15 protein-coding genes and 1 tRNA gene are annotated in these 18,240 nt (G+C 51.3%); 14 read left to right on the top strand and 2 right to left on the bottom strand.

Going from position 1 to position 18,240, the window contains the following annotated elements:
• The coding region (locus KKH67_10310; protein ID MBU1319570.1) for an insulinase family protein at positions 1–235 on the top strand (235 nt) is incomplete at its 5' end.
• A gap of 157 nt (positions 236–392) precedes the next feature.
• Here the strand turns inward: KKH67_10310 and KKH67_10315 are convergent.
• Complete coding sequence (locus tag KKH67_10315) at positions 393–1,604, bottom strand: polymer-forming cytoskeletal protein (GenBank protein MBU1319571.1); 1,212 nt, start codon at positions 1,602–1,604, stop codon at positions 393–395.
• Between the two features lie 135 nt (positions 1,605–1,739).
• On the opposite strand from KKH67_10315, the gene KKH67_10320 reads away from it, so the two are divergent.
• The 7 genes from KKH67_10320 to KKH67_10350 all read left to right on the top strand — a co-directional run bounded on the left by KKH67_10320 (position 1,740) and on the right by KKH67_10350 (position 11,882).
• On the top strand, positions 1,740–3,500 hold the full coding sequence (locus tag KKH67_10320) for a carbon starvation protein A (GenBank protein ID MBU1319572.1): 1,761 nt from the start codon (positions 1,740–1,742) through the stop codon (positions 3,498–3,500).
• 87 nt (positions 3,501–3,587) lie between these two features.
• Positions 3,588–5,150, top strand: coding sequence for a sensor domain-containing diguanylate cyclase (locus KKH67_10325; protein MBU1319573.1), 1,563 nt, complete (start codon positions 3,588–3,590; stop codon positions 5,148–5,150).
• A 4-nt stretch (positions 5,151–5,154) separates the two neighbouring features.
• A complete protein-coding gene (locus tag KKH67_10330; GenBank protein MBU1319574.1) occupies positions 5,155–6,132 on the top strand; it encodes a hypothetical protein in 978 nt (325 codons plus the stop codon).
• A gap of 3 nt (positions 6,133–6,135) precedes the next feature.
• The gene (locus KKH67_10335; protein ID MBU1319575.1) at positions 6,136–7,284 is read left to right on the top strand and encodes an anhydro-N-acetylmuramic acid kinase; all 1,149 of its coding nucleotides are present in this window, start codon (positions 6,136–6,138) and stop codon (positions 7,282–7,284) included.
• On the top strand, positions 7,281–8,522 hold the full coding sequence (locus tag KKH67_10340) for a SpoIID/LytB domain-containing protein (GenBank protein MBU1319576.1): 1,242 nt from the start codon (positions 7,281–7,283) through the stop codon (positions 8,520–8,522). Before KKH67_10335 ends, KKH67_10340 begins: the two co-directional genes overlap by 4 nt.
• 63 nt (positions 8,523–8,585) lie before the next feature.
• A complete protein-coding gene (locus tag KKH67_10345) occupies positions 8,586–10,013 on the top strand; it encodes an OmpA family protein (GenBank protein MBU1319577.1) in 1,428 nt (475 codons plus the stop codon).
• A 114-nt stretch (positions 10,014–10,127) separates the two neighbouring features.
• Positions 10,128–11,882 (top strand): PDZ domain-containing protein, encoded by a 1,755-nt coding sequence (locus KKH67_10350; GenBank protein ID MBU1319578.1) that lies wholly within the window; start codon positions 10,128–10,130, stop codon positions 11,880–11,882.
• A 159-nt stretch (positions 11,883–12,041) separates the two neighbouring features.
• Here KKH67_10350 and KKH67_10355 read toward each other — a convergent pair whose 3' ends face one another.
• Complete coding sequence (locus KKH67_10355) at positions 12,042–13,142, bottom strand: hypothetical protein (protein MBU1319579.1); 1,101 nt, start codon at positions 13,140–13,142, stop codon at positions 12,042–12,044.
• 214 nt (positions 13,143–13,356) lie between these two features.
• Here KKH67_10355 and KKH67_10360 point away from each other — a divergent pair.
• The 6 genes from KKH67_10360 to KKH67_10385 all read left to right on the top strand — a co-directional run bounded on the left by KKH67_10360 (position 13,357) and on the right by KKH67_10385 (position 18,239).
• Positions 13,357–13,430 (top strand) — tRNA-Pro (locus KKH67_10360).
• A 274-nt stretch (positions 13,431–13,704) separates the two neighbouring features.
• A complete protein-coding gene (locus KKH67_10365) occupies positions 13,705–14,859 on the top strand; it encodes a 4Fe-4S dicluster domain-containing protein (GenBank protein ID MBU1319580.1) in 1,155 nt (384 codons plus the stop codon).
• A 5-nt stretch (positions 14,860–14,864) separates the two neighbouring features.
• On the top strand, positions 14,865–15,332 hold the full coding sequence (locus tag KKH67_10370; protein ID MBU1319581.1) for a cyclic nucleotide-binding domain-containing protein: 468 nt from the start codon (positions 14,865–14,867) through the stop codon (positions 15,330–15,332).
• Entirely contained in the window at positions 15,310–16,179 is an 870-nt protein-coding gene (locus tag KKH67_10375; GenBank protein ID MBU1319582.1) for an FAD/NAD(P)-binding protein, read from the top strand. Before KKH67_10370 ends, KKH67_10375 begins: the two co-directional genes overlap by 23 nt.
• Entirely contained in the window at positions 16,142–16,960 is an 819-nt protein-coding gene (locus KKH67_10380; GenBank protein ID MBU1319583.1) for an oxidoreductase, read from the top strand. Before KKH67_10375 ends, KKH67_10380 begins: the two co-directional genes overlap by 38 nt.
• On the top strand, positions 16,950–18,239 hold the full coding sequence (locus KKH67_10385; GenBank protein ID MBU1319584.1) for a nickel-dependent hydrogenase large subunit: 1,290 nt from the start codon (positions 16,950–16,952) through the stop codon (positions 18,237–18,239). The genes KKH67_10380 and KKH67_10385 overlap by 11 nt, the downstream gene beginning before the upstream one ends.
• The last annotated feature ends 1 nt before the right edge of the window (position 18,240 follow it).

The following is an 18,240-nucleotide window of genomic DNA, read 5'->3' on the forward strand; positions in this document are numbered from 1 at the left end:
GACACCTCAGCAGATCGTATCGCAGCAGGCATCGCTGGAGTTCTACGGCTTTCCGCCGGATGAATTGACAAAGAGAATCGAGGAGATCAAGGCTGTGACAGTCGAGGACGTGAAATCGGCTGCTGCCAAATATCTCCATCCTGATGACTTAATTGTGATCGTGGTCGGAAACGAAGATCTGTTCGACAAGCCGTTGTCAACGTTCGGCCTGGTGACAAATGTGAAGATCGAGTGACAGGCATTCTGTGAGCAGATGTGGAAATCTGCCGCACACTAAGGAGCACAACTCTTGTGTGCACTTTATCCTCTGATAATAGAAAGACCGCAGAGACTCAGTCTCTGCGGTCTTTTCAAGTTCGTGAGTGTCCGGCCTAATTGTCAAGCCTGAACTGTTATAGCCCTGTTGCTCCCGGCGCATTCGGAGGATCGGTTATGTATATCTTCTCCGGCTCCGGTTTTGCCTTTCTGCAGCGATTGAACGCCATCAGTATCGAGCCGAGTCCCACCATCACGGTCAGCAGGTAAAGCATCCAGCCTATGTAGGGGAGGTTGAACAGTATGGTCAGAATGACCAATCCGATAAGAAGTGCCAGAGCCTGCGACTTCGGGCCGGGGGATGATGAAAGGGTGCTCAATAACTTATCACCGATAGCCAGTGCCACGAACAGTTTAGAGACATAGAAGAGGATGACATAGAGAAGCAGAGCCACTACGCCTACCGGGATTCCAATTACTGTGACCAGTGCCAGTACGAGTGCGATCGGCACAACGATGAACAGCACGAGGCCGAATCCGAAAGATCTGGGCAGATCGGACAGTATAATATCGCGAGTGGAACAGCACGGCCTTCTGCAGAAGCCGATCAGGAACAGCCCCACAATGTACGCGCCGATGAAGAGGATCGCAGTTTCGAAGAAGGAGCTGAATGCGTCTTCAGTGTCTCCGGCTGTCTTCTTCTTGTACTTGGTATCCCCCTCAATCTGTGCGCCATCGGCTATGGTCGCTTTCTCCGGAGATGAATAAGTCAGGTTGCCCAGAATCACTGCCGATCTGTCGATAGTGACTTTGCCCGCGGATATATCGACGTCGCGATCGACTGTCCCCGAAATCACAACCTCGTCAGCATCAATCTGGAGATTCCCAAGAACCGTTCCGTGTACGAAAGCCTTGCCGGAAGAAATGAAAACGTCATTCTGCACTTCGCATGTGGAGCCGACTCTGGCAATTCCTCCCATAAGCATCAAGTTGTTCCCGATGCGTCCATCCGCAGTGACCTTGTAGCCTGCCAGCCTTACCGACCGGTAAACGAGCCCACCCGCTTTCACGGTGTAACCCGCGGCGTTAATATTGCCGTCCACGGTTCCGTCGACGACGATGTCCATGCCTGCGGCAATCACATCGCCATGAATTTCACCGTCGAACTTGACGTCGGTGCCACCCAGAAGCAGGTCATCATTGATTTTTTCTGAAACATAGACCTCGTCGCCGCCGCGAGTCTCCAGCGCGTGTGCATTACTTGCCCAGATGACGCCGAGACACGCACACAAGAGCACGAGGCCGATTGGGGTTGAGAGCCCGGACATTTTCTTGGTTTCTTTTATCACATTAACCACCTACTGTGTTTACGTTCTCTTCCGAATATTGTTGCGATCAATCGGATACAAACTAATTGTTGAAATACTCAGAGTGTTGTATAATTTATTCAAAAAGACCCCTGGATCAACAAAAAACAGGGTACCATGAATATTCTGCTGCTGCTTGGCATCACTCTGACTCTGTTTTATCTGGGCGTGAGATTTTACTCGCGCTATGTGTCAGACCAGATCGGCTCGGATGATGCCCGCGTACCGCCTTCACTGGAACGATCCGATGGCGTCGATTATGTCCCGACACGTCCCTATGTAGTTTTCGCACATCATTTTTCGACAATTGCAGGCGCAGGTCCAATAATAGGCCCAACGCTTGCGATACTCTTTGGATTCATGCCTGCCTGGCTCTGGATAGTGTTCGGCACCATTTTGATCGGTGCGGTACATGACTACACCGCGCTGTTCGCTTCCATGCGTGAAGGCGGGAGATCGATGTCGCAGATCGCGGCCAGGACCCTCGGTCGGGACGGGTTTGCGCTCTTCATTTTATTCACGATTCTCATGATAGTCCTGGTTACGTCGGCATTTCTCAAACTGACTGCAATGTCTCTCACTTCTATGTGGCCTCTGGCGGACATGTCACTTGCCCCGGACCAAACGCTGCTGCGGACCGTGATGGATGGCGGCGTCGAAAAGGCCGTGATAGGTGGAATTGCGTCGACATCTGTAATTATCATCACTCTGTTTGCTCCGATCATTGGATTTCTGATCTGCAAACGTCAACTCAGAACCATCTATACATATTTGCTGGCTGCTGCAGTCTGTATCGGGTCTATTTATCTCGGGTTCAAACATCCGGTTACTTTGTCGCCGAACACCTGGATGATTATCATGTCTGTCTACACGTTTGTTGCTGCCGGGATTCCCGTATGGATAGTGCTGCAGCCTCGCGATTTCACGAATGTCCAGATATTGTATGGAGGGATGGCTTTCCTTGCAGTTCTTGTCATCGTCGCCGGACTCGGCGGAGCGGTGGTGCGCTTCCCATCATTCAATGTCTCAGAAGGGGCTCAGCATCTCGGCTTGATCTGGCCGATGCTGTTTATCACCGTTGCCTGCGGCGCAATCTCCGGCTTCCACTGTCTTGTATCATCAGGCACAACCAGCAAGCAGATCAGTTCCGAAGGCGACGCCCGCAGGATTGGGTATAACGGCATGGTGTTGGAAGGTGTTCTCGCAACACTGGTACTGCTCGCTATCGGCGCCGGGCTGGACTCGTCAGACTACATGGGAATTGTCTGGAATGCGGACGAAAAATCCAACCCGATTCTGGCATTTGCTTTGTCGGTCGGCAACCTCTCGCATTCCGTGTTCCCGTTCATCTCTGTCGCTCTCGGATCTGTTTTCGGAATCCTTATGATTGAGGGGTTTGTAGTCACCACTCTCGATTCGGCGGTGAGGCTGAACCGCTATCTCTTCGAGGAACTCTGGACGCTAATCTGGGGAGAGGCTATCCCCACGTTCATGAGAAGATACTGGTTCAACTCGGGTCTCTCTGTTATCCTGATGTTTCTACTCGGCTACTTCAATGCGTTTACTCTCATCTGGCCGATATTCGGCAGTGCCAACCAACTACTCGCAGCGCTGAGCCTGATTGCCGTGTCAGTTTGGCTGTATTGGCGCGGCAAGAAGAACTGGTTCACGTTGTTACCGGCTGTTTTTATGATTGTCACTACACTCGCCTCCCTGGTATTCCTGCTGTTCGATAAATATATGCCTGAAGGCAATGTGGCGCTAATAGTGACAGATCTCCTCCTAATCGCCCTCTCTCTGGGAGTCGTCGTGCTGTCAGCCCGAATGGCGTACTCGTTGTATTCCAACAAGTTAAGCGGAATCATAAAACAATCTTAGTCTCGATTCGCACTTAAGTCGATAATCCACAAAAGGAATCGCCGACTTTGCCGAAAATCCCTAGTAAGAAGGGTGTTTTGCACAGTCATGGGAAGAAAGTCTGTTAGGTCTATTTTCCCTCGGATCGAATCGCTTTATATTACTTCCCGCATGCTGATGACCGTAGCCATCACAGCGTGGATGGTATTCGAATCGGTTTCCGGATCCGAGAGGATAGCTGTAATCATTCTGATTGCGGCATTGCTTTCACAAACGATACACTTCTACGTGTACGCTGTCCGGCTGGGCAAATCGTACGAGCGCCTATTTATAGCTTCCCTCATATTCGACATAGTCTTTATCTCATTTCTGACTCACTTCACTGGAGGGATTCACAGCAATTTCTATCTGCTCTACTACATGACCGTAGCTTTCGGCGCGTATTTCATGGGTCCGCAGCCTGGAATGATAATTTCGTTCGTGGTCACGACTGTATATTCGTTGATGATTTCCCAGAGATCGGATGAGATACCGATTGTCGATCTGCTGGTACGGTGCGCGTTTGCATGGTCGTTAGCGTATATCGTTGGAGTCGTGTCGAAGCATATGAAGCTGTCCGAATCTAAGCTTCTCAAGCTGCTCGATACTCTTAATGTCCGTACGACCGAGCTCGAGCGCATGCAGGTGCAGATTGAGAATATTTACGATACTTCACTAACGCTTGGAGAAATCCTGAATCCGAGACAGCTTCTCGATGAAATAAACAGAATGGCTGACACTCTTTGGGGTTACGCCCTCTTCGAGCAGATTCTGGTAAACCCGGAAACCGGGGTGCTGGAACTTTGCGCGCGGATCAAGTATGGTAATCGGGAGATTCTCGATCCTCCGGTGCCGGTAAGGACTGACGGTGTCGTCGGCCGGGTGGCGAACACCGGCATTAGTGAAAGGATTGTTGATGTAAGAACCTGTTCATACTATATTGAATCCCTGGAAGATGCCAGGTCCGAGATGGCGGTGCCAATGATCTCACGTGGACGGGTGGTAGGTGTGCTGAATGTTGAATCCAAAGATGTCGGCAGGTTGACGGGGCGTGATCAGGAATTGGTCTCGATCCTTGCTAGCTCGGCCGCAATGGCGGTGGACAACGCTCGTCTCCACTCTCAGATATCCGAGCTCGCTGTCATTGACGAACTTACCGGAGTATACAACTACCGGTACTTTGCAGAGCGCCTTGGTGAAGAAAGAAGACGATCCGAGAGATATGAACTCCCGCTGTCTCTCATCATGGTGGACATTGACTGGTTCAAGAAGACAAATGACACGTATGGTCACGAGGTTGGCAATGCCATTCTCAAAGAACTTGTCGGCGTGATCAAGGAGTGCATCCGCGATACCGATCGACTCTGTCGCTACGGGGGAGAGGAGTTCATCGTTATTCTGCCACAGACATCCTCGCCAGATGCACTGATAATCGGCCAGCGCATACGTGAGCGAGTGGACATTCACGAGTTTGGAGGCTATGCAGGCACTCCCAAGCTTCACGTCACAGTGTCAGTCGGAATAACCAGCTATCCCGACAACGGCCTCGAAACCGCCGAGCTTATCTCCGCCGTTGACTCCGCTTTGTATCACGCCAAAGGCTCCGGGAAAAACCAGGTCTGCTCGGTCTAATCCTATGTCTCGAAACGAGAGTCAGATCGGCGAATTGTTCATGCTCGGTCTTGACAACGAGCAGCTCGGTCTGATAAAGAATTTTCACGATGCGTTTGGCTTGGGCGGAGTGATTCTATTTGCGCGGAATTTCGAGTCAGTCCACGATATCAGAGAGCTGATTTCAGAAGTAATATCGCTCACCAGCAATGATCTCATAATCGCCGTCGATCAGGAGGGAGGGGGCGTTGTGCGAATCTCCGGATCCGAATTTCCGGTTTTCCCTTCTGCCGCTAGCTACGGTTCCAGGGGTGATCTCAAAGGCGCAATTCATGCCGCTGAAGTGACCGCCAGATGTCTGCTTGATCTTGGAATCAACATGAACCTGGCTCCTGTGGCTGATGTGCTTACGAATCCTGCCAATGATCTCATGAGGACTCGCTGTTACTCCAGCGACACGGCTGCTGTCAGCGACTATGTCAGAGCGATGGTCGGTGCATACAACCGTTCCGGCGTCGCCTCCTGCGCCAAGCATTTCCCCGGACTCGGAGACTCCGTAATCGATCCGCATGTTCGCCTGGCCGTCTCAAACCGATTGGAGGCGTTCTGTTCGGAGAAGATGTACCCACCTTTCAGAGTGGCTATCGAGGAGAGCTGCCCGGCGATCATGACCACTCACCTCAAGGTAAGATCGCTCGACAGCGACAATCCGGCTACGTATTCACGGTCCATCGTGACGGAGATACTGCGCAACTCACTGGGCTTCAGCGGTGTGATTCTGACCGATGATCTCGATATGGGGGCGATTGACGATCTCGACGATGCCGTGCCGATGGCGCTCACTGCCGGACATGATATGGTTCTTATTTGCCACTCATTCGACAAACAGATATCTTGTGCAGAGCGCGTGCAGGCGCTTGTCGCATCCGGGGAGCTCGATGGCGTTGTCATCGAGCGCAAAATCGAGCGCGTAAGAAACCTTAAGCAGACCTTCAAGAATTAGTTGATGAAGTTCTCCATTGGAAAGAAGCTGAATGAGAGATTCACTCTCGGGATGATGTCCGGGACATCGCTCGACGGTGTCGATCTATCTCTTGTGAAATTTGGACGGAATTATGCCATCAAAGAGTGTCATAACTCATACCTCAAGTTTCCACGCGGACTCAGGAACGCGCTGTATCAGATTGCAGAGTCAGATGAGGTCTCCAAGCACAACTTGATGCAGGCAGACAGAAGGTTGGGCGAGTTCTATCGTGACTCTGCTCAGGATTTCACTAAGTCTTTCGGCAGACGCGGGGTGCCGGTCGATCTTGTTGGCTGTCACGGCCAGACGGTGCATCACTTCGGTAGCGGTCCGGAGATCGGTACTACCCTGCAGATCGGTTTTCCTGACGCTATTGCGCATGGGCTTGGAATACCGGTTGTCTCTGATTTCAGGTCTGCAGATATGGCAGCTGGCGGCCGAGGAGCTCCGTTGACGCCGATAGCCCATTTCTACTTCTTTGACAGGCCGCGATGCAGGCAGATGATTGTCAATATCGGAGGCATCTCTAATGCGACATACCTGCCGGGGAATTGCAACATGGATGACATTCAGGCTACCGACTGCGGCCCAGGGAATATGCTGATCGACCAGTTGTGCGAACGGCTTTTCGGAAAGGCATTTGATAGAAACGGGAACATCGCTCGAAGCGGGACAGTAGACAGGCGACTGCTGAAGCACTTGACGAATATGAGTTTTCTTCGCAGACGGTTGCCTACTGCTCTCGGAAGGGAGCAGTTCGGCAAAGAAGTTGTTGAATCGATAGTCAGTCAGGCAGAACGGTTGGGTATCCAAAAGGAATCCATAATCACGACGACATCCCATTTCACAGTCTATTGTATTGCGAGAGTGGCACGCAAATATGGCATATTGGATCGAGTTTTAATTTGCGGCGGAGGAAGCCACAATATATTCTTACGCAGTCAATTGACAGAGCTATTGAATGGAGCCGAAGTGGAAGACACGTCAGTAGAAGAGATCGATCCTGACTTCGTTGAGTCTGTTTCGTTCGCGTTGCTCGCAAATCTGGCAATTGATGGCATCCCTGCAAACGTCCCGCAGGTGACTGGGGCGAGGAAGAGCGTCATTCTCGGAAAGATTACCCCCGCATGAGAATCCCAATCGCTTTTGTTTTGTCGAGCCTGCTCTTGATTTCAGGTTGTGCCAGGTTCTCGTATGTCGAGAAGAGGCTTGGATACAAGAATCTGAAGCGGCCATACGTGAGAGTCAGGATCATCGAAACATCCCGCCTGGAAATAAGATGCACCGGACCATATGAGCTTTACTGCACATTTCCGGAAGGTAAGACGACCGACTATTTCTCAAACTCCGGAATTGTCATATCGAGTCATGGAACACACATGTCCGTGAAAGAGAGAACGGGTCTGCCTCTCGAGAGTCGATTGAAGAGAGTCGTTGCCCTTCCTGCCGACAGAAAGAATCATCTTCTTTTGAACGGGAAGGCGTTCCGTGGAATCGCAGATGTCATAATCGAGAATGACAGTCTGGCTGTAATAAATGCAATCTACATGGAAGACTACCTGAAGGGAGTGCTGCCTCCTGAGATTGGAAGACATGGACGAGATGAACTGGAGGCAATCAAGGCTCAGGCAGTTGCCTCAAGGACATACGCTCTTTCCCGTTTCAGGCGAGATTTGTCAAGGCCGTATGACGTGGTCAATGAGGTTGCCGATCAGGTTTATACCGGAATGGATATTGAGGATCGTTGGATCAACACTGCTATCGAGAGGACGAAGGGAGAAGTCCTGCTATCTGGCGATGACCTCATCACAGCTTACTACCATTCGACTTGTGGCGGTGCAACAGACAACATAGAGGATGTTTGGGAAAAGCAAGCGCAACCTTATCTCAAGGCTCGACAGGACAATCTCTACTGCAGTTGGTCTAAATTCTACAGGTGGTCGGTCCAGTGGTCACTTGGCGAACTTGAGAAGTCAATTGCTGCGTATCTGAAGTCCAAAGGAAGACTCAAGAGTGGGGATATGAAGCTGACCAATCTCGAAGTGATAGACAGGCTCAAATCAGGCAGGATTCGAATCCTGAAGGTCACGACAGCTTCGGAGGACTTCCTTCTATTCAAGGATCAGATCAGATGGGCGCTGCTTCGACCCGGCACCACCGGCGCGATCCTTCCGTCGACGAACTTCGAGCTTGCATTCGAGCGGGGCAATGATGGACTCATTACGGCTGTGACCGCTGACGGATACGGCAATGGCCATGGAGTCGGCATGTGCCAGTGTGGTGCACTTGGGCGGTCCAGGGAGGGTCTGGGATATCGCGAGATTCTATTGCACTATTATTCTGGTGTAGCCGTTACTGCAGTCTACTGATCCATCGCGCTACAGATTTTGCTTGCAAATCAACACTAAAACGTTTTAATCAAGACTATTGTGATGTGTCGAATTGTCAGAAATACGGTGATATCTGCCTGCCTTCTGCTTCTGTTTCTGCTGTCCGCTGAACTGTCTGCACAGCACGTTCCCGGACGGTGGTCCGCGCAGTTGAGTGGAGGAATCAGGCAACCGACCCTCAATCAGAAGCACCAGCCATGGGCTGTCTCGCCATCGTTCGACGGCAGGCTTTGCTACAGGCTGACCAAATCAGTCTCAGTCGGTGGATTGCTTTCATACTCCAAGATCTACAACGATTCGGTGTCCACCTCTACATTCAAGATTGGCCGCGAACAGGCCAATGAATACTGGAAGAGCGTGAATCTTGGTCTTGTGATTGTCGTTCACATCGACAATTCGAGTCAAACATATCCCGGGCTGAAATTCGGGATAGGGATTTCATCCTGGGAAGCAAATCGTGTCGAGAACGACAAGCCGGTTATCGTCAGCAGACCCGATGGCAGTGAAACGGACTATAAGGCGTCAGAGCTTTTCCTTATGACCGGCATCGGCGGAGAAACGCCCATACATCCGCGATGGGGTATCACGTACGACATTGATTTGTACGTCATGCCCGGATTCGGCGCCGACTTCGACAGTCGAACTAATGATTACAGATCTCACGGATACGCGAATCTGAGAGTGGGGCTTGCATTCCATTTCGGCAAGTGCGAAAAGACATTGTGGGAACGCTGGAGAGAGGATGAAAAGGAAGAATCGCAGCAGAACGAGCCATCACCGTCGGCCGAGTATGACGCTGACAGGGATTCGACGGAAGATGGAACGCAGATCGAGGATTATCTCGACTCCGACAATGACGGTGTGAAAGATGGAGTCGATCTTTGCCCGAATACTCCGGCGGAAGCCGCCGGATTCGTCGATGAGGCCGGCTGCCTGATCGATACTGACGCAGATGATGTTGCCGACTACCTTGATAGCTGTCTGAACACGCCAATAGGAATGAGTGTCGATTCTGTCGGATGTTCGATCGACGAAGATTCGGATGGTGTCACGGATAGTCTGGATGAATGCCCCGGAACACCTCTCAGATATCCCGTTGACAAGATTGGTTGCATCGACAGAGCGTCTCTGTTCAAGAAGAAAGTCCTGCATGTCAAATATCAACCTGGCGGGTCGGATGTAGACACACGGACGAGCATATATCTTGATACGCTCGTTCAGATGCTGAACCATTTCGACGATGTTAAGATCAAGATTATCGGCTATACTGATAATATCGGAAACGAGAATGCGAATCTGAAGCTCTCTAAGAAACGAGCGGACAAAGTCTTCATATACCTTGCGGCCAGTGGTGTCGATCAGCACAGGATGGTGGCTATTGGGAAGGGTGAGACAGACTTCATTGCGACAAATGCAAACAAATATGGACGGGAGCTCAATCGTCGTATCGAGATCGAGTTTGAGTATTGATCTGCATATATTTAGCGAGCCGCGAGCGGATGTTCAGGGCGTTTTATGCTTCAAATATCCTGCAACCGAACAACATTTTTGTGTATAAATAGAAAACTGTGAGGGAAGGATACGATGCGTAAATATTTGACAATTCTGCTTCTGTTTATCATTGCTGCTGCTTCGGTTCCGGAAGTCGTGGCAGGTCCTTACGACTGGTCTCTGAGCTATACCTTCAAAGTGGCAAACCCATTGAGAAAGATCATCGAGATTGAGGCTGAGTACACTTTTCCGTCTACTGCGGACGAAGTGACATTTCAGTTGGACGATTTCGACAGCCACTATACACGCGGCTACAGAGAGCACATCAGAGTATTCAATCTGACAGACAGCAAAGGCGACAAGGTCGAAGTCGCGTCCGATTCTCCGGGAGCCTACCGAGCATCCGGCCTGAAAGGAACCTACAAGGCACATTACAATGTTGTGATGGATCATTACTTGTCGCAAAGTGAATTGGGCATTGAGGACACTCCTCTGCTGTGGGGGCCGGTCGCGGTTTTCCCCGGAGCATCTGTAATCGTCTATCCGAAAGATCTCGGGGGGAGCCGAATCGGGAGCATTGACGTGCGATTTGTCGGCAACGACGAGGAAGTTTTTGTAGTGCCATACGAGAAAGTTGGGAGAAATCACTACAGAGTTGAGAGCCTTGCGCTTCTGAAGAGTGAATTCTGGTCGATTGGACTCTTTGATGAGTACGTGTATGAAAAGAATGGTGATTCTCTCATCTACTGCATTGTGAAGGAGGGCATCAGTTATGATCCTGATTCGCTGAAGTCCAGGATTGACCTCATTCTCGATTTCTACACTCAGATGTTCGGTTCTCTACCGGTTCATAGGCTCAGCATGTCCGTAATCTTCACTCCAACTTCAGCCAAAACGCGGGGCATGAACAGCTTTGGTGCGGTCGGGTTTCAGAGCTTCAATTGTCTTCTGGATGAAAAAGTTGCCGACAAGGACCTCGATTCGCAGATGGGATTGATATCATACAACTTAATGTCATTTTGGACGCCGGGACGCTTCCGTCCCGACAACAGCTCGCAGCTCGACTGGTTCACCACGGGCGTTATGAACTACTCGCAGCTGAAGACCATGTTGCGGCTTGGGTTTATCGATGACAATGAATTCATGGATAGGTTGAGCAGGACCTACTCAGCGTACCGAGATCAACTCGATAGGCGCGGTCTGTCACTAAATGCACTCCTTAAACTCGCGAATTCCAACGACAGGACTGTCTACGAGTTTATGATTTGCGCAATGCTCGATCTTTCTCTCATCGCCGAGACGGGAGGAGAAGCATCACTGGATGATGTGCTGGTCAGTCTTTATCATACTTTCAGAGGGACAGCGGGCTACAGCGAGGCCGACCTTCACGGTCTATTTAGAGAGTTGGGTCTGACTGAAGTGGACAGCCTAATGGGGCGCCATTTCAGAGAAGCGTACCCCATAGAACTGAAAGAACTGCTGCGGGCCTTCGGGTATACTTCCACATTGGCGTCGGCTGGCCAGGTTGACATCGGTCTCAGGCTCACTGGTCCTGATAACTTGAGTGTGGACTGGGTGGATCCCAAAGGTGCTGCAAAGAAAGCCGGAATTCAGCCGGGAGACATTCTTTCACAGGTGCGCGGATTCAAGATAGACAAGGCTTCAGATCTTCCAAAACTGATTTCGAATCTTGACGCAGGCTCCAAGATAGAAGTTACCTATATCCGCAACGGCAAGGAGCGTGATACGGAAATCACACTTGCCAGGAGGATGATACAGCGCATCTCACCGATTCAGCCACTGTCATCTTCGGCGAAATCGCTATGGGAGAAATATAAGTCAATCTAAGTATTGTCTGCAGTGAACATCGTGACTGGTGTTCTGCGAAGAGTCACAGTGGCAGGATTCGATAGCGTCGGTGACGACGTTGTAATCTGTCGCAATCATTCAAGCGAACGGCTGCCTCTGAGTTAGAGGCAGCCGTTTTCAAGTTCTCGATTCTGCGCGTTAATTTACCAGCGCGAAGAACGGGACCTCGATCATCTCAGGTTCAGGATTGATATTCGTTACAGTTTTATCTTCGGCTACATACATGCCTTCGCTTCGCGTTCCGACGATTACCATGCCATTATCAGCAGCGATCGATGATACTTCCAGAGCTTCGGACCAGTCCATCGGATTGACCCAATCCTCGAAGATCTCATAGTAACCCCAGTTTCTCGTGCCCACCAGTATCTTCCATCCGTTGAAGGCGACTGAGGTGATGTCACATACAAGAAGCCCATCGTCTGAATCGTATAGATTCCAGCTTCCACCATCGAATACGTAGAGACCTTCCGGAATCCCGACATAGAGTCGATCATGTCTGTAGCCGAGAGTTGAAACGTGATCGAAAGCTGTTGAGTCAGACTCGAGGAAGCGTTTTCGGAATTTGATGCCATCATAGAAGAAGAGACCCTCACCTTCGGAGGCGACCCACATCAAACCACCGCCGAACTGAATCGCGGTGATGCTGTTCTTCTCAAGAAGAACGGATGCGCTGTCGTTGGCGAGTTTGATGAGACCATCCCAGGCAGTACCGAGATAGACAGCGTCCCCATCCTTTGCAATCGCGGTGATTTCAGATTCGATTTCGGGGACCATCCTCGTAAGAATTCCGCTGCTGTCGCGCAGATAGAGTCCCAACTTTGTGCCAATATAGAGATCGCTTCCATCAGGATAGAGTGCTGTTACATGGTGATCGACGAGGCCATCATCGGCAGAGAGCAGATCGATGGATGAATCTGCGGGATCATAGATGATGAGGCCACCATCGGTGCCGGCAATTGCTTTGTCATTCGCAACCGCGACACAGTTAACTTTCGAATAACCGACAACGAGCGTATCGAGCGGAGCATCATCCAGCAACAACTCTGATGCTGCCGGTGTGTCTGAGTGTACGACTCCCATACTGTGCTCATATTCTGAGTTCAGCGCTTCTTCTGCCACACGAAGCTGCATCTCAGCTGGCGTGATGACGACCCTCTCTTCGACACTGAGCACAAAGATTGCCACAACGACAGCCGCTACGGCAACCAGCCCTGCTGCAAATAGGATTCGATTTCTCATGACATTTTCCTTTCGGTTGAGGTTTGTTCATTTCGTTCTGATGATTGCTATTGCATATGCCATGCCATGAGTCTATCACCTTGGGGTACTGTGACTTATGGTTATTGGGGATGTTTTCGATTCGGCTGTTGTGTGTCAGATGGGACACATATTGAGTGATGCCGATAATGATTCTTGACAATGGCAGAGAGTGGACTATCTTATGCAGTCTGATCGGGGTGTGGCGCAGTCTGGCAGCGCGCTTGCTTTGGGAGCAAGATGTCGGAGGTTCGAATCCTCTCACCCCGATTTTGAATTCCCCCCCCGAATCATCAAGCGATACATGAGACTGGCGACTACTTACAGAGTTTCTGTGAGATGCAGTTTAGTAAGCCTCGCCGTCAAGGGTGGCATGTGGTAAAAGGACACTATTGAATGTGCCACGGATTCGGCACGGTCAACGGCCTTCGGTTTGTCTGATCACCAGATGTTTTCGTCGAAGCTGCTGCGATGTCGGCACGATTTTAGTTGCAAGTCACGACTATGATATCATAATTGCCCGATATTCGTTGGGGTGTTGATTGTGAATAGAAGCAGGACGCTCGACAAATACCGGAAGCAGTCAAGTGCGTTTGTTGCTTCCCTCGTTGATCTTCAGCGGTTGGTTGACATCTTCCGCGAACAGAACTTCTCTGTGCTCGGTCCCACCGTCATCGATCATGCAGTATGTTATGACAAGATTGAATCGATCGATCAACTGCCGTCAGGTTGGCGCGAATCTCAGGATGGCGGAAGATATCGTTTGATACAAGAGGGTGACGGTGCGCTGTTCGCGCACACGATGGGACCACAGTCGTGGAAGCGCTTTCTCTTTCCTGCGAACCAGGACACAGTCTGTGCCAGACAAGAATCATGCGGCATTGCTCTGTCGTCAACCAGCATTGAGCCTGCACCGAGTCAGGTATTTCTGGGAGTAAGAGCATGTGAAATAGCTGCGTTGAAGATTCTCGACAAAGTATTACTCGAAGGCCCATTTGTGGACTCTGTGTACCGCGAACGGCGCCGGAATTCGTTTATCGTTGCGGTCAACTGTACCCGCGCCGGGGACACCTGCTTTTGCGCTTCAATGAATACCGGACCGTATCTGACCGATGGGTTTGACTTGGGGTTGACCGAGCTGTTGGAGGCGAATCAACATTTGTTTATTATCGAGGCCGGTACAGAGCGAGGACACGAAGTTGTGGAAGGGATGGGGCTGCCATTGGCAACGGACGAGCAGCGGAGGACTGCGAAGAGTGCAGTAGATGATGCGGCGACATCGATGGGTCGCGTGGTTGACACAGAGAATCTGCCGGCAGCTCTGAAGACTTGTCTGGGTGACTACCACTGGGAGGAAATCGCCAATCGGTGTCTCACGTGCGGCAACTGCACACTCGTATGTCCGACTTGCTTCTGCTCCAATTACGAGGACTCCTCCGACTTAGTCGGCGCTGCGGCAAGTCGTACGCGCCGCTGGGATTCCTGTTTCTCTGTTGACTTTTCATACATTCACGGCGGCAGCACTCGGGCCACCGCAATGTCCCGGTACCGACAGTGGATGATGCACAAGCTGGCCTATTGGCCGGAGCAATTCGGATCTTATGGCTGTGTAGGGTGCGGTCGCTGCATTACCTGGTGCCCCGTGGGTATCGATATAACAGAGGAAATCACTGTATTTCGTAAAAGAGTCACGAGGTAAGACATATGGAAAACCTGGAAAGAATCTTGAGCGCGCACCCGTTCCTAAGCGGTATGACCGCGCAGCAAATCGAAGTGCTGGTAGGGTGTGCCTCGAACGCAGTTTTTAAGCCTGGAGAATTCATCATACGAGAGGGACAGCCGGCTGATCATTTCTATTTCATCCGGCACGGACTGGTGCAGATCGAGACCCACATACCGCAGAGGGGAGCGCTAATCATACGAACTCGCCACGAAGGTGAGGTCCTGGGCTGGTCGTGGATGATACCGCCCTATCGGTGGCACTTTGATGCTCGAGTGTCCGAACTTACACGGGTCATCGCGATGGACGGGAAATGCCTGCGAGACAAATGCGATCGTGATCACGACCTGGGTTATGAAATTATGAAGAGATTTTCGCTGATAATCGCGGAGCGACTGGAGGCAACGCGGTTGCAGTTAATGGACGTCTATGGAAATTCTACGACCAAATGAAGATATAGCAATCGGCTCTGCGCCAGACGCCATGTTGCCGCGACCGTATGCTATTCGAAAGCTGACCAACGAGACGCACGACACCTTCTCGCTTGAACTGCAACCGGATTGTGATGATCAGGGATTTTCATTCTCACCCGGACAGTTCAACATGCTGTATGTGCTGGGCGTTGGTGAAGTACCTATATCGATTAGTGGAGACCCCGCGAAACCTGAGAGATTGACTCATACTCTGCGCGAGGTTGGTGCTGTCACAAGAGCCATGCGACGCCTGAAAGCCGGCGGCTGGCTGGGTGTCAGGGGTCCTTATGGCAGCAGTTGGCCGATCAGCAATGCCGAAAGAAAGGACGTGGTTCTGGTGACCGGAGGCATTGGCCTTGCACCGCTACGTCCGGTAATATATCACATCCTGGCGAATCGTGATCATTACGGCAAGATCGTTCTGCTCTACGGCGCTCGAACGCCCGATGACATTCTGTACGAGAAAGAGCTGGAGAAGTGGCGCTCGCGATTTGATCTTGAGATCCATATTACGGTCGATCGTGCGACAGGGTCATGGTGTGGCAACGTGGGAGTTGTGACGCAGCTAATCACACGTTCTCCGTTCGATGCGAAGAACTGTGTAGCGATGGTGTGCGGACCGGAGATCATGATGCGCTTCACAATACTTGAGTTGGAGAGGCGCGGTGTTAACCTCGACAACATCTATGTATCCATGGAGCGCAATATGAAGTGCGGGATTGGACTGTGTGGCCATTGTCAGGTGGCTGGATCGTTTGTGTGCAAGAACGGGCCGGTTTACCGCTATGATGAATTGGGCAACCTGCTTATGCAGAGGGAAGTATAGCGTGACATCAAGCAAGAAAGCAAAACTGGCGGTGTGGAAGTTTGCATCGTGCGACGGTTGTCAGTTGTCGATTCTCGATTGTGAGGAGCAGCTATTGGATATTGCCGGGGCCGTGCAGATTGCGAATTTCGCTGAGGCGACAAGAGCCGTCATCAAAGGTCCCTATGATATATCACTGGTGGAAGGGTCGATCACGACCCCGCACGACGCTGAACGAATACACAAGATCAGACGCAACTCCAAATATTTGATCGTTATCGGTGCTTGCGCAACGGCAGGCGGAATCCAGTCGCTGAGGAATTTCGCAGACGTGCGCGAATACACTTCGCTTATCTACGCTCATCCCGAGTACATTGAAAGCCTTGGCAAATCAACACCGATCGCAGACCACGTGTACGTGGATTTTGAGTTACGGGGCTGTCCTATCAACAAGTACCAGTTGCTGGAAGTGCTTAGCGCTAAGCTGGCAGGCCGCAAACCATGCATTCCGACCTACAGCGTGTGCGTCGAGTGCAAGCGAAAGGGAAACGTGTGTGTTATGGTCGCTCTCGGAGTTCCCTGCCTCGGCCCGGTAACGCAAGCTGGATGTGGTGCGCTGTGCCCATCCTATCAGCGGGGCTGTTTTGCCTGCTTCGGTCCCAAAGAGACACCCAATGCTGAGTCGCTTGCAAGCAAGCTAGAGAAGAGCGGGCAGACTCGTCAGGAAATCGTCCGTGCGTTCAGAGGATTCAATGCATTCGCCGAATCGTTCCGCAAGCAGAGCGAGGCATATGAAAGGTAGAAGCATCAAAGTCGATTACCTTGCCCGCGTGGAAGGGGAGGGTGGCTTCCAGGTCAAGATCAAGGGTAATGAAGTTACCGAAGCCAAACTGAATATCTTTGAGCCGCCACGGTTCTTCGAGGCATTCCTGCGCAATCGCCACTTTCTTGAGGCACCGGATATTACGGCTCGGATATGTGGCATCTGTCCGGTGGCATATCAGATGAGCTCTTCATATGCCATGGAACAGGCTTGCGGCGTCAGTGTCATCGGACCGCTGAGGGATCTGCGCCGTCTGATCTATTGTGGCGAGTGGATTGAATCCCACGCGCTGCATATCTACATGCTGCACGCTCCCGACTTCCTCGGATATGAGGATGCTATTCAGCTTGCGAAAGACTATCCCGACATTGTAGGACGCGGACTGAAGCTCAAGAAGATCGGCAACGATCTCATGATAAAACTGGGCGGACGCGAAATCCATCCTATCAACCCTCGCATCGGCGGGTTTTACAAGACACCCACCAGAAAGGAACTGGACAGTTTCATTGAGCCTCTGGAGTGGGCGCTCGATGCCTCGCTGGAGACTGTGCGCTGGACGGCCAAATTGACGTTTCCTGAGCTGGAGCGGGACTATGAGTTTGTGTCTCTGAGGCATCCGGATGAGTATCCTATTTGTGAAGGAAGAATCGTATCTAACAAGGGCATTGATATAGAGATCGCAGACTTTCTCAAGGTCTTCGAGGAGGAACACGTCGCACACTCAACATCGCTGCAAGCCCGAGTCAGGGACCGGGCCGACTACCTTGCAGGACCTCTGGCGCGCTACCACAATAGTTATGACAAGCTTCCGGAGATTGCTCGAAATGCTGCTGTCGAGGCAGGGCTGGGAGAGTCGTGCCGCAATCCCTTCAAGAGCATCTCTGTGCGTGCGGTCGAGCTGGTATTCGCTTGCACCGAGGCGCTACGACTGATCGGTTCGTATTCGGAACCGGACACGCCATATGTTGAGTGTACTGCTAGAGACGCGGTGGGTCACGGATGCACTGAGGCTCCTCGCGGGCTACTGTACCATAGATATCATATTGACAATCGGGGGCTAATCAAATCGGCTCGCATTGTGCCGCCAACGTCTCAGAATCAGAAGGCAATTGAAGCAGACCTTCGCTCTTTCGTGCAACGCAATCTGCATTTGCCGAAGGACGAACTTACCTGGCAGTGTGAGCAGGTTGTCCGCAATTATGATCCATGTATATCCTGTTCCTGCCACTTCCTCGACCTGCAGTTTCAGAAGGAGTAGG

Source organism: Candidatus Zixiibacteriota bacterium, assembly GCA_018820315.1.
In the GTDB taxonomy this organism is placed as follows: Bacteria; Zixibacteria; MSB-5A5; order JAABVY01; family JAHJOQ01; genus JAHJOQ01.